The sequence below is a fragment of the Roseibium aggregatum genome, assembly GCF_017309185.1.
GTDB classification, from domain to species: domain Bacteria; phylum Pseudomonadota; class Alphaproteobacteria; order Rhizobiales; family Stappiaceae; genus Roseibium; species Roseibium aggregatum_B.
This window is the reverse complement of record NZ_JAEKJZ010000001.1, coordinates 1,455,236-1,467,488: the sequence shown is the minus strand read 5'-3', so window position 1 is coordinate 1,467,488 and position 12,253 is coordinate 1,455,236. Positions and strand designations below refer to the sequence as shown.

Annotated in this window: 10 protein-coding genes; 3 read left to right on the top strand and 7 right to left on the bottom strand. The window is 60.5% G+C overall.

Annotation, left to right across the window (positions count from 1 at the left end; genetic code table 11):
* Positions 1-3: 3 nt before the first annotated feature.
* From JF539_RS06315 to JF539_RS06300, 4 genes are all read right to left on the bottom strand, one after another.
* Positions 4-1,200, bottom strand: a complete 1,197-nt coding sequence (locus JF539_RS06315; RefSeq protein ID WP_236042348.1) for an MFS transporter — start codon at positions 1,198-1,200, stop codon at positions 4-6.
* Between the two features lie 62 nt (positions 1,201-1,262).
* Complete coding sequence (locus JF539_RS06310; RefSeq protein WP_207140863.1) at positions 1,263-2,930, bottom strand: NAD+ synthase; 1,668 nt, start codon at positions 2,928-2,930, stop codon at positions 1,263-1,265.
* Between the two features lie 110 nt (positions 2,931-3,040).
* Positions 3,041-3,577: a response regulator gene (locus JF539_RS06305; RefSeq protein ID WP_209017017.1), complete on the bottom strand. Its 537-nt coding sequence runs from the start codon at positions 3,575-3,577 to the stop codon at positions 3,041-3,043.
* Positions 3,578-3,729: 152 nt separating this feature from the next.
* Positions 3,730-5,112: a class II 3-deoxy-7-phosphoheptulonate synthase gene (locus JF539_RS06300; protein WP_207139472.1), complete on the bottom strand. Its 1,383-nt coding sequence runs from the start codon at positions 5,110-5,112 to the stop codon at positions 3,730-3,732.
* Between the two features lie 267 nt (positions 5,113-5,379).
* On the opposite strand from JF539_RS06300, the gene JF539_RS06295 reads away from it, so the two are divergent.
* Positions 5,380-6,114 carry a VIT1/CCC1 transporter family protein gene (locus JF539_RS06295; protein WP_207139471.1) on the top strand — a complete coding sequence of 245 codons (735 nt, stop codon included), beginning with the start codon at positions 5,380-5,382 and terminating at the stop codon, positions 6,112-6,114.
* A gap of 63 nt (positions 6,115-6,177) precedes the next feature.
* On the opposite strand, the gene JF539_RS06290 is transcribed toward JF539_RS06295, so the two are convergent.
* Complete coding sequence (locus JF539_RS06290; RefSeq protein ID WP_207139470.1) at positions 6,178-6,774, bottom strand: gamma-glutamylcyclotransferase family protein; 597 nt, start codon at positions 6,772-6,774, stop codon at positions 6,178-6,180.
* A 56-nt stretch (positions 6,775-6,830) separates the two neighbouring features.
* Here JF539_RS06290 and JF539_RS06285 point away from each other — a divergent pair, with 56 nt between their 5' ends.
* Entirely contained in the window at positions 6,831-8,030 is a 1,200-nt protein-coding gene (locus JF539_RS06285; RefSeq protein WP_207139469.1) for an aminotransferase class V-fold PLP-dependent enzyme, read from the top strand.
* Between the two features lie 467 nt (positions 8,031-8,497).
* The gene (locus JF539_RS06280) at positions 8,498-10,021 is read left to right on the top strand and encodes a diguanylate cyclase domain-containing protein (protein WP_209017016.1); all 1,524 of its coding nucleotides are present in this window, start codon (positions 8,498-8,500) and stop codon (positions 10,019-10,021) included.
* A gap of 53 nt (positions 10,022-10,074) precedes the next feature.
* Here JF539_RS06280 and gor read toward each other — a convergent pair whose 3' ends face one another.
* Positions 10,075-11,451, bottom strand: a complete 1,377-nt coding sequence (gor, locus tag JF539_RS06275; protein ID WP_207139468.1) for a glutathione-disulfide reductase — start codon at positions 11,449-11,451, stop codon at positions 10,075-10,077.
* Positions 11,452-11,648: 197 nt separating this feature from the next.
* A complete protein-coding gene (locus JF539_RS06270; RefSeq protein ID WP_207139467.1) occupies positions 11,649-12,200 on the bottom strand; it encodes a DUF2059 domain-containing protein in 552 nt (183 codons plus the stop codon).
* Between the last annotated feature and the right edge of the window lie 53 nt (positions 12,201-12,253).

The following is a 12,253-nucleotide window of genomic DNA, read 5'->3' as shown; positions in this document are numbered from 1 at the left end:
ATCTCACGAATATTCAATCGGTCGATAAGCCCGTGCCGCAGCCGCGAGGACGGCGCAAAAGAGAACGCAGTAAAGGCCCATGCCGAAGATCTGGAGATCGAAGGCAACGCCCAGATCGATCAGCCAGCCGACAAGACCCGGCCCCGCAGCCGAGGCGAACACCATGATCGCGAAGGCGACAGAGCGGATCGCGCCCATGTGCCGCGTGCCGTAGACCTCCGGCCACAGGGCGCCGACCATCGTGCTGTTGAAGCCGTTGGAAATCCCGACCAGCGCCATGAAGATGAAGGCTGCCGCGGGAGCGTGAACCAGCCCAAGCACAAAACAGCCGAGCGAGAGCGGCACCAGCGTGAAGGGAAGAAGCTGGCGGGCGGAAAAGCGGTCGATCAGGGGGCCGACCGTCAGCGACGCGACCACGACACCCGCCGCCATGACGAGAAAGGCGCTCGCGAACAGTTCAAGCGTCCAGCCGCGTAACTCGACCAGATAGACCTGATGAAAGAAGATCGCCGTTCCGATGAAGGCCGGCGCGTTCACCCCGCAGGAGACCACCCAGAAACGCGGATCGCGCAGCGCTTCCCGACGGGTCCACTGGCGTCCCTCCGGTCTGGCCGTCGCCACTTCCGCAACACTCGGCACCCTGTCGCGCGCGAGAAGCGTCAAAAGCACGGGCATGGCGAGCAGGAACAGCACGCAGGCGGAGACCGTCCAGGCGCCACGCCAGCCGAACTGGTTGTTCAAGACGACGAAACACAGGGGAAACAGGGCTTCGGCGGTTGGAAACCCCAGCACCGCGATCGAAAGCGCCCGGCCCCGCTGCGCCGAAAACCAACGCCCTGCGGCGGTGAGCGACGTATGGGTCATCATGCCCTGCCCGCACAGGCGCAGACCGTAGAAGGCCAGGGCCACCGACCAGACCGAGAAGCTCGCCGCCATCGCCAGACAGCACAGCGCCAGGCCGGTCATCACCACCGCGGCGATCCTTCGGACGGGAAAGTGGTCCAGGCTCCGGCCGACATAGGGCAGCGTCAACGCGCTGGCGAGCGTCGCCAGCATGTAAAGCAGGCCCAGTTCGCCATGGCTCAGACCGAATTCGGCGCGAATGTCGCCGCCGGACAGAGAAATGAAGAAGGTCTGACCGAAACCGGAAAACACGGCCAGCAGATAGCTCGCCGACAGCCAGCGGGCATTCTCGCGCAAAAAAGCGAGATATCGCCCGTTTCCACTCCCCGTACCGGTTGGAGAGACCTGCCCGGACAAGCTTACGAGCGGTCCCGGAACCGGTTGGTGATCGGGTAGCGCCGGTCCTTGCCGAAATTGCGTTCCGTGATCTTCACGCCGGGAGGCGCCTGCCGGCGCTTGTATTCGGCGATATACAGCAGGTGCTCGATGCGGTGGATCAGCGCCCTGTCGTGGCCGCGTTTTTCGATATCGCCGACGGACATCTCATCCTCGACCAGGCATTCCAGAATGTCGTCGAGCACGTCGTAGGGCGGCAGCGAATCCTGATCCGTCTGGTTTTCCCTGAGTTCCGCCGTCGGCACCTTGTCGATGATGTTGCGCGGGATCACCTCGCCCGCCGGGCCCAGAAGCCCTGCCGGCCTGATCTCGTTGCGCCACGCGGCCAGATGATAGACCTGCGTCTTGTAAAGGTCCTTGATCGGGTTGTAGCCGCCGTTCATGTCGCCGTAGAGGGTCGCGTAGCCGACGGACATTTCCGACTTGTTGCCCGTGGTCATGACCATGTGGCCGAACTTGTTGGAGACCGCCATCAGGATCACGCCACGCGCGCGCGACTGGATGTTTTCCTCGGTGGTGTCCTCTTTCGTGCCCTCAAACAGGCCGCTCAAGGTGGACAGGAAGCCTTCCACCGGTTCGGCGATCGGCACCGTGTCATACCGGATCCCGAGTGCCGCCGCGCACTCCGCGGCATCCTTGATGCTTTCCCCGGAGGTGTAGCGGTAGGGCAGCATGATCGCGTGAACCCGGTCCGCTCCAAGCGCATCGACGGCCATGGCCGCGCAAATGGCGGAATCGATGCCCCCCGACAGGCCGAGCACAACGCCGGGAAAACCGTTCTTGTCGACATAGTCGCCAAGCCCCATGACGCAGGCGCGCCAGTTGGCCTCGTCAAGGTCCGGCAACTTTGCGATCTCGCCGCTCTCGCAGATCCAGCTGTCCCCGTCCCGCTTCCAGTCGCTGATCCCGATTGCCGTCTTAAACTGCGGCATCTGGAACGCCAGCTTGCGGTCGCCCTGAAGCGCGAACGAGCCGCCGTCGAACACCAGTTCGTCCTGACCGCCGAGCTGGTTGCAGTAGACAAGCGGCAGGCCAGTCTGCACGACCCTGGAAACAACGACCTGCAGCCGGTGCTCCGCCCGATTTTCCCAGTAGGGCGAGCCGTTGGGAACGAGAAGCAGCTCGGCCCCCGTTTCCTCGAGGCACTCGCAGACCTCGTCATTCCAGATATCCTCGCAGACAGGCAGGCCAATCCGCACGCCGCGAAAATCGACCGGGCCGGGCAAGGGGCCGGCGGCAAAGACACGTTTTTCGTCGAAGACGCTGTAGTTCGGCAGATCGTATTTGTAGCGGACCGCCTTGACCTCTCCCCGGTCGAGCAGAAGCGCTGCGTTATAGACCTTGCCGTCCTCGCCGCGCCACGGCGAACCGACGACGAGACCGGGGCCGCCGTCCGCCGTCTCCCTTGCCAGCGTTTCGACCGCCTCCATGCAGCTGCTCACAAAGGCTGGTTTCAGCACCAGATCTTCCGGCAGGTAGCCGGCCAGCACAAGCTCGGAGGTCAGGACGAGGTCCGCGCCTTTTTCAGCCGCCTCGCGCCGCGCTTCGCGGACAAGGCCGGTATTGCCGGCAACATCGCCAACAGTGGGGTTCAGTTGCGCTACGGCCAGTCTAAATCGATCGGAAATCATGGAAACGGAGCCAGGAGATGTCATCGTCTCCTGATGTAACGGCAAGTCTTGAGGGTTGCAATCGCCCTGTTCGACAAAGCCGGGCGGTTTGCCGCCTCAACCCCCGTTGTTTAAAGAAGCGCCAATCCGTCCGGTTCGTTCGCCATTGCTCCACCCGACAGGTCGTCCGGGTCGGCGGGTATGTTCAGGCTGCGGGTCCGTTTCGACGATCCGGGCGCCGGAATACCCTTGTTGCGGCCGTGAAGGTATTGCCGGTCGAGGATTTCGCCAATGTGCTGGTAAAGGATCGCGGGTGCGATCGGTTTGGCGACAAAACCGTGCACGCCGATATTGATCGCCTCCAGGATCGTGGCGCGTTTCGCATGAGCGGTCACGACCAGAACCGGAGTGGTGCTGATCACCAGGTCGCGATCCCGCCTGAGAATGCGCAGGAACTCATCGCCGCCGAAGGGGTTCATGACCCAGTCACACAGAACGATGTCAGGTCTTCTGTCCACCAGGAGTTCCAGGGCTTCGGCCCCGTCGCTCGCCTCAAAGACGGAGCGAATGCCGAAACCGGACAGCACCGAGCGCAGGATCGCCCGCATATGCGGGTTGTCTTCCGCAATCAGGCACGAGACCTTGGTCAGATCCCAGTTTTCCCGCAAGGCCTTTCTCCTCGTTCAGCCGTTTCCCTTGAGGAACGTATGCATTATCCGCGTTAAACGAGGCTTACCGATCCTGTTATTTTTCAGGAAATTTTTCAAAAAACAAAAGGGGCGGCCAGAGCCGCCCCTTCGCATATCAAATTCCGGCGCCGTCAGGCGCTTGCGGCCAGGGGCTCGGCCCGGCGGCCGTCGCGTTCCTTCTTGAGGTTTTCCGCGATCAGGAAAGCAAGCTCCAGTGCCTGGTCCGCGTTGAGGCGCGGATCGCAATAGGTGTGGTAACGGTCGCCGAGCTGGTCTTCGCTCAACGCCCGTGCGCCGCCGGTGCACTCGGTCACGTTCTTGCCCGTCATTTCGACGTGAACGCCGCCGGCATGGGTGCCTTCGGCCCGGTGAACGGCAAAGAAGGCTTCCACCTCCTTCAGGATGCGGTCGAACGGACGGGTCTTGTAACCGCCGGCCGTGATCGTGTTGCCGTGCATCGGATCGCAGGACCAGACGACGGACTTGCCCTCGCGTTCCACCGCCCGCACCAGCTGCGGCAGGTGATCGAAGACCTTGTCCGCACCGAACCGGGCAATCAGGGTGAGCCGGCCCGGTTCGTTGTCCGGGTTCAAAATGTCGATCAGCTCAAGGAGCCCGTCCGGGGTCTGCGAGGGACCGCACTTCAGACCGATCGGGTTCTTGATCCCCCGGAAGAATTCCACATGGGCATGGTCGGGCTGCCGTGTGCGGTCGCCGATCCACAGCATGTGGCCCGAAGTTGCGTACCATTCTCCGGAGGTGGAATCGATGCGGGTCAGGGCCTCTTCATAGCCGAGAAGCAATGCCTCGTGACTGGTGAAGAAATCCGTCGAGCGAAGCTGGGGAACGCTGTCGGAATTGACGCCGCAGGCCCGCATGAAGTCGAGCGACTCGGTAATGCGGTCGGCCAGCTCCTTGTAGCGATGCCCCTGGGGACTGTCGGAAATGAAGCCGAGCATCCACTGGTGCACCTGATCCAGGTTTGCGTACCCGCCCTGGGCAAAGGCGCGCAACAGGTTCAGCGTTGCCGCAGACTGGCGGTATCCCATGGCCATTCTGTTGGGGTCCGGGATCCGGCTTTCCGGCGTGAAGTCGATGTCGTTGATGATATCGCCACGATAGCTCGGCAATTCGACATCGCCTTTCTTCTCCACGCTGGAGGAGCGCGGCTTGGCGAATTGGCCGGCGATACGGCCGACCTTGACGACCGGCTGGCTCGCCGCATAGGTCAGAACCACCGCCATCTGCAGGAAGACGCGGAAGAAGTCCCGGATATGATCCGCCTGGTGCTCGGCAAAGCTCTCCGCGCAGTCCCCGCCCTGAAGCAGGAAGCCGTTGCCGGCCGCGACATCCGCGAGCTGGTTTTTCAGCGCGCGCGCTTCACCGGCAAAAACCAGCGGGGGATATGTCGACAGGCGCTGCTCAACCTCCGCCAAAGCCTCTTTATCGGGATAATCCGGCACCTGCACGATCGGTTTAGATCTCCAGCTGTCCGGGCTCCACTTCTCCGCCATTTCCTCAACTCCTGCTGGACCCAAAGGTCTTCGACCCCTTTATCGCTACGCGGTCCTTGATATTTTCATTCGTTTTTGCCTGCCTCATTGAAGCAAACGTGCGGCCTTATACACTCCCCGGGCAACCAATGCCACCGGCCAATCGGCCAAAAAGGTCCCGCTTTTTAGCCGGAAACCGCCGGTCGGGCCTGCGAGGATCTTTTTGACCCGGATCATGGCGTCCGGAGCCCCCCTGGCGCATGATGCCGAAACAAGATGGGAGCCAGCATGTCCAACACAGGTTTGGAACACAGCCACCAACGTAAGGAGATCGCTGACCGGCTCGCGCTCGGGCCCAGCGTCAGCTATCTGCGAGACTGGGTTTACGGAGGGATCGACGGCGCGGTGACGACATTCGCGGTCGTCGCGGGGTCCGTCGGCGCATCGCTTTCCACCAACGTTATCCTGATCCTGGGCATCGCCAATCTGCTTGCCGACGGGTTTTCGATGGCCGCCGCGAATTACACCGGATCGAAATCCGAAAACGAGGACTACGCGCGCCTCAAGGCAGTCGAGGAAAAGCATATCGCCGTGGAACCCGACGGCGAGCGCGAGGAAATCCGTCAGATCTTCAGGAGCAAAGGCTATGAGGGTGAAGACCTGGAAGAGATTGTCCGCCTCGTGACGTCCAACAAGGCGACCTGGATCGAAACCATGATGCAGGGCGAATACGGCCTGTCGGATGCCAGCCGCGCGCCTCTCAAAGCCGCGCTTTATACCTTCGCGGCCTTTGTCCTGTTCGGATCGATCCCGCTGCTTCCTTTCGTTCTGTCCCTTCCCTCCGGGTCGCTCGTTGCCTGCGCCCTCACGGCCAGCGCCTTCTTCGTCATAGGTTCTCTCAGGGCGCGCTGGTCGCAGAGAAGCTGGCTGGCCTGCGGCGTGGAAACCACGGCGATCGGCATGCTCGCCGCCGGGATCGCCTATCTGGCAGGTCACGGCCTGCAGAGCCTCTTTGGCGGCTGACAGCAAAGCACGGCAGATCGAACAATCCGAGGCCGGGCGGGTTCCAGTTTGTTGAGCCCGGTGTCATCCGCCGGGCTGAAGATAGCGCACGCCGAGAGCGGTCAGCTTCTCGTCGAACAGGGCGGCAAGGTCACTGTCGAGGACGATCTTTCTGGGATAGTGCGGCGCCTCCCTGTCCGGAAGCACCGGAACGTGCCAGCCGTCCGTGGTCCGAAGGAAGTGATCGACCCCCTCCTCTCCCCAGACCTTGAAGTAACCGGACAGCACGCAATCCAGATAACTCTGCAAGACCGGATGTTTCTCGCAGCCCCACCGGTAATGGTCCGGCGACGCCCTGAAGAGAAAGAGGTCGGCGGGTCCCGGCCTATCGGCCGCGTCGCATCTGAAGGCCGTTCCGACCCGGCCGACCTTGTCGTAACGCTTCTCGCGTTTTTCCAGCGCATCCAACCGGTGCCACGGCTCCCGTGCCATGACACCCCATATTTCCGTTTCCGCGTGCTGTCGCACCGTCAAGGCGCAACGGCCAACACCGTTCTCGCCGGTACCGCAGACCTTCCATTCCCGGATCCAGCCGCGCAGCTTGCCGGGGGTCACCTCGGTGCCGGAAGGAACAGTGTCAGCATTGACGAGAGAACCATATCCAAAATAAGTGATCGTCATGGGTTTTAAGTTTCAAGCCCCTGGATTTCAGTCGGTCGGGAACGCGGGAGACTACAATGATTGTTCCATCTCTTTCTCAACAGGATGTCGAACTGCTGAGAAAAGATACGCCCGGCGTCTGGCAGTTGATCCATTTCAACAATGCCGGAACCGGTCTTGCGCTGTCGCCCGTCGTGAACGCGGTCAAACAGCATCTCGATCTCGAAGCGCAACTGGGGGGCTACGAGGCGGCAGCGGCGGCTCAGGCCGGGATGGACACTTTTTATACCAGCCTTGCGGCGCTGATCGGCAGCAAACCGCACGAAATCGCCTATATCGAAAACGCAACCCGTGCCTGGGACATGGCCTTTTACGGGATAGATTTCAAGACGGGCGACCGGATCGTAACCGGACGGTCCGAATATGTTTCCAACTACGTCGCCTTTTTGCAGATGAAACGCCGCAAGGGAGTTGAGATCGACATCGTCGAGGACGACGAGACCGGGCAAATCGATCTCAAGGCGCTCAGGGCGGCCATCGGCCCAAGAACCCGTCTGGTGGCTCTGACGCATATTCCGACCTTTTCCGGACTGATCAATCCGGCGGAAGAGGTCGGCGAAATCGCCAGGTCCGCGAACGTCCTCTACCTGCTGGACGCCTGCCAGTCGGCCGGCCATGTGCCTCTCAACGTCAAGGAAATCGGTTGTCACATGCTGTCGGGAACAGGCCGCAAATACCTGCGCGGCCCGCGCGGCACCGGCTTCCTTTACGTCAGCGACAGCGTTCTCGATCAGCTGGAGCCGCCCTTCATCGACCTGCAATCCGCCAACTGGATCGACGAAACATCGTATGAACTGGTTCCCCATGCCCGGCGTTTCGAGACGTGGGAGCGCTATGTGGCCGGGCAGATCGGTCTGGGCGTCGCCGCCAGTTACGCCATAGGCTTCGGAATCGAGCGGCTCAGCAACCGGATTTGCGCGCTTGGTGCCCAACTCAGATCCGAGCTTTCTGGCCTGGCCGACGTCACGCTGCACGACAAGGGCGCCAGAAAGGGCGGCATCGTCACTTTCACGAAGGAAGGCGAAACGCCGGCTGAAATCAAGGAACGGCTTTCGAACGCCCATATCAACGTTTCGGTGAGCCGTGCCAGTTCGGCGCGGATAGACCTTCCGGAACGCGGGCTGGAGGCCGTCGTCCGGGCATCTCTGCATGCCTTCAACACCGAAGATGAAATAGATCGTTTTGTTAAGGCGCTCGGCCGTTTCGATGAGGCGTGAGACCTCAAGCAGACCGCGCTCGAGGAGACCCCATTTGATCGCTCCCGTTTGTTGAACCTGACAGGAGTGCCGAGATGGCCGGAACCCCGCCCGCCCCTGGCAGCTTCATCTCCACCGGATCCTCTTTGTCTGCGGCCGCGCCGCGAATGTCTCGACATTCGACTTCTCGCTCATCGATAGTCTTCCAGCTCACCTGAGCACCTTGCGCCCCTGCCCGGCGACAGGCCTTGCAGACAATCGTCTTTGAATTATTGACGGGTTCGTCTGCTCCAATTTTCAACGTTGCTTAAGATGCGTAATACTTCATTGTGAAAATTGTCATTTACATTTCCTTAAAATATAAACATGTAACTAATCTCCATAATATTGAACTGAAGCCATATATTATTAATATCATCCAGCTAACTTCCCGAACGACAACAGTCATAATTAAACCAGAAGTTTGCAAATACTTGCAGGATTGCAACTTGAACGAAGTCCGGCAAAGATACAGTGACGCTTCCTCGTTTGGTCCGCGGCATCACATTTCGCGGCTCGCATTCCTTCTGGCTGGCGTGCTGATCGCGCTGACATCCGCGTCGCTGGCGTTTGTCGGTTTCGTTTCTTCTCAAGCTTCGGTCCGGCAAGCGATCGCTCACGAGGAGCATCTTTTCAAGAACACGCTTGACCATCGGCTTCGCTCGATTGTCCAGGAACTCGTCAAGGTCGCGACATCGGATCAATCCGTCGCCAGGCTGGTGCGCGACTTCGATCCGGGCTATGTGCGCCAGAGCTTCAACACGCTCTGGGACGACTATGCCCACAGCAAGGTCATGCTTATCTCCGGCGAAGGCCAGGTACTCGCGGAGTCCTTCGGCGACTACACGCATATCGTCCGTCACGAACTGGACAAGGCTTCTGAACTTCTGGCCATCATCGAAATTCTCGGAGAACTCTTTGTCCGCAACCGGGTCCGCGTTCCCGGAGGCTACGGCCACCGCTCCATCAAGGGGGTCGATCCCGCGCAATACGCCTACATGGGTTTCATCCGCATCGACGGGAAACCCGCGCTGGTCGGCGCCATGCCGATCATGCCCGACGATTTCAAGGAGACCCTACCGGACGACCAGCCGACGTTCATCCTGTCGGCCACCTATATCGACGATGCGTTGCTGCGCCAGCTCAGCGATCGGGTCAACTTTCCGTCTCTCCGTTTCGCCGAGGGGCCAACCTCTCCGGAATACGGTCCCTTGCTTTCCATTACCGATACGCTCGGATCGCCTGTGGGAACCTTCAGATGGGACTGGAAAACCGCAGGTGCTTCCATTTGGCCGACGGTCATTCCGGTGATCGCCGTTATCAGCGCGGCCCTTGGCGCCGTGGCCTTTGGCATCGCCTGGCGGATCGGCAAGCTTACCGCGTCCCTGCAGGCCAGCGAAGAGCAGAACCGACGTCTTGCGTTGCACGACACATTGTCCGGTCTGGCAAACCGGCTGCAATTCAACCGCGCGATTGAAAGCGCCGTCCACTCGCTGCCAGATCACCCTCTTGCCGTCATCCACTGCGACCTCGACCAGTTCAAGGAAGTGAACGACACCTTCGGACATTCCGCAGGTGATATTGTCATCAAGACCATGGCCGACCGTCTCGACGCGATTGTCGGCGGCAACGGGCTGGTATGCCGCGTCGGGGGCGATGAATTCGTCGTGATCTATCACGGATCGACCGCGCGGGCTCACCTGCGTCTGCTTAGCGAAGCCTTGCTTGAGTGCGCGCGCACGCCCGTTCCGGTTGGAAACGACCGTTCAGCACAAATCGGCCTCAGCATCGGAATTGCGGTTGCGCCCCTCGACGGCGCGACCGCCGGAGCGCTGGTCGCCGCATCCGACCTGGCGCTTTACCACTCCAAGAAATCGGGTCGAAGCCGCTTCACCTTCTACAGCGAGATCGGGAACGACGGCATCGCCCCCTCCCCGGTCCCGGAATTCAAGGCCACAGCCCGGCGCGCTTAGGGGACGGCCCCCAAGCATTCGGTCTCGCGAAGCGAGTCTCGGACGAAGGCGTATTAGCCGCGAAGCCGTTCCGTCGGCTCTCGCATGGTCACCAGTTCTTCCGCCGCAGTCGGGTGGACGGCGATCGTCCGGTCGAAATCCGCTTTGGTCGCCCCCATTTGCAGCGTGACACCGAGGACCTGCGCCAGTTCGCCCGCGTCCGGTCCAAGAACGTGAACCCCCAGGACCTTCTGCGTGTCGGCGTCGACGATCATCTTCATCAGCATCTTCTCATCCCGTCCGGAGAGCGTGTGCTTCATCGGCCGGAAACTCGACTTGTAGATGTCCAGGTTCGGAGTGCGCTCGTGGGCTTCTTCCTGGGTCAGGCCGACCGTTCCAAGTTCAGGCTGGGAAAAGACGGCAGTGGCAATCAGGCTGTGATCGACGGTCCAGGGATTGTTGCCGAATATCGTGTCGGCAAAGGCGTGGCCTTCGCGGATGGCGACAGGTGTCAGGTTCGCCCGGTTGGTCACATCACCGACAGCGTAGATCGACTCGACCGTTGTGCTTGAATCCGGATTGACCTTGATGGCCCCGATCCTGTCCATTTCGACACCGACCTTCTCGAGCCCCAGATCCCTGGTGTGCGGATTGCGGCCGATCGCGAACATGATCTTGTCGGCCTGCAGTATCTGACCACCTTGCGTGTGTGCCGCTGCTGTACCGTCCGGCAGCCTTTCAATTTTCTCGAAGGAGTCGTTCAGGACGAATTTGACGCCCTTCTTCTCCATTTCCTCCCGGACAGCGGATCTGAAATCGTTGTCGAAGCCGCGCAGGATTTCGTCTCCGCGGTAGATCAGCGTGGTTTCAACCCCGAGCCCGTTGAAAATACCGGCGAATTCAACACCGATGTATCCTCCGCCCGCAATCAGGATCCTGGAGGGCAACTCGGTCAGATGGAACGCCTCGTTGGAGGTGATCGCATGCTCGATACCCGGCAGGCTGTTGTCGAGGTTCGGCGATGCCCCGACTGCGACCAGGATGTACCTGGCCGTCACCTTCGTGCCCGTCGACATGAGGCGAACGGTTTGAGGCCCTTCGATCACCGCGCGGCTGTCATGTATTTCCACATTCGCCCGGTCAAGATTGCGCCGGTAAATGTTTTCAAGTCTCGCGATTTCCTGATCCTTGGCGGCGACCAGCTTTTCCCAGGAAAAACTGCGTTCCCCGACCGACCAGCCGAACCCTTCGGCGTCTTCGAACTCTTCGGCGAACTTGGAGGCATAGACGAACAGTTTTTTCGGCACGCACCCCCTGATCACACAGGTTCCGCCGTAGCGGTGCTCCTCGGCGATTGCGACACGCGCGCCGTGTGTGGCCGCGATCCTTGCCGCGCGGACGCCGCCGGACCCGCCTCCAATAACAAAGAGATCGTAGTCGTAGTCGGTCATATGCGCCTCTTTTCTCTCAAATCGTCTCATTGCCCGGCGGTAACCGGACCTACCTCAGATAAGACCAAGTATTGGAAATCCAACCGGTTCGAACCGACCGATCGAAAAAAGAAACGGGTCGCTCAAACGGCCCGCAGGCCGGACAAAACGCCGGCCTCCGATTGACGTGATGGACGGGACGTAGCGTCCCCCGGGGATTACTGAGCCGCTTCGTTGCGCCGCTTCAGTTCTTCCTGGATCATTGTCACCATTTCCGTGGAGATCTTGTCTTGCCACTCACGCGAAGCCCGAACGGAAAAAGCGGAAATTTTCGGGATGTTTTCGGTGAGCTTCTGGCCCAGATCGGTGCTGTAGAAATCCGCAAGCTGGTTCAGTTCTTCCTCGGTGAAGAGTTGCGCCCAGGCTTGATAAACCACATCGTTCAACTCCGCGCGCTTCGGAGCCAGCTTCAAAGCGACTTCCTGTGTCACTTCGACGATCTCCTCGGCCCGTGCCGGGGTGGCCTGAATGAACGCCGTGCGGGACTGATCCACCATCAGCGGCAGAATTTCGTCGAACGGCTCCAGGGATTTGGTGGTTATCGCAACTTTCTTGGCCGCGGCCAGATGGCTTTCGGAAAAACTCGGTTTCGCGGGAGCCTGCGCGGCGGCGCCGGTTTCCTGCGCGATTGCCCCGGCCGAAAATATGCCTGTGGCAAACAAAGCTGTGCCCAGTGCAGCGGCCCGCGTGAATTTATTGACACGTTTCATATTTTTACTCCTAGGCGGCTTCCATCCATGGCCTGAAAAGAATAACCAACACC

Excerpts from the sequence above, each read along its gene's own strand:
- JF539_RS06310 (WP_207140863.1), bottom strand. The coding sequence starts at position 2,930 with ATGATTTCCGATCGATTTAGACTGGCCGTAGCGCAACTGAACCCCACT.
- JF539_RS06300 (WP_207139472.1), bottom strand. The coding sequence starts at position 5,112 with ATGGCGGAGAAGTGGAGCCCGGACAGCTGGAGATCTAAACCGATCGTG.
- JF539_RS06295 (WP_207139471.1), top strand. The coding sequence starts at position 5,380 with ATGTCCAACACAGGTTTGGAACACAGCCACCAACGTAAGGAGATCGCT.
- JF539_RS06290 (WP_207139470.1), bottom strand. The coding sequence starts at position 6,774 with ATGACGATCACTTATTTTGGATATGGTTCTCTCGTCAATGCTGACACT.
- JF539_RS06285 (WP_207139469.1), top strand. The coding sequence starts at position 6,831 with ATGATTGTTCCATCTCTTTCTCAACAGGATGTCGAACTGCTGAGAAAA.
- gor (WP_207139468.1), bottom strand. The coding sequence starts at position 11,451 with ATGACCGACTACGACTACGATCTCTTTGTTATTGGAGGCGGGTCCGGC.
- JF539_RS06270 (WP_207139467.1), bottom strand. The coding sequence starts at position 12,200 with ATGAAACGTGTCAATAAATTCACGCGGGCCGCTGCACTGGGCACAGCT.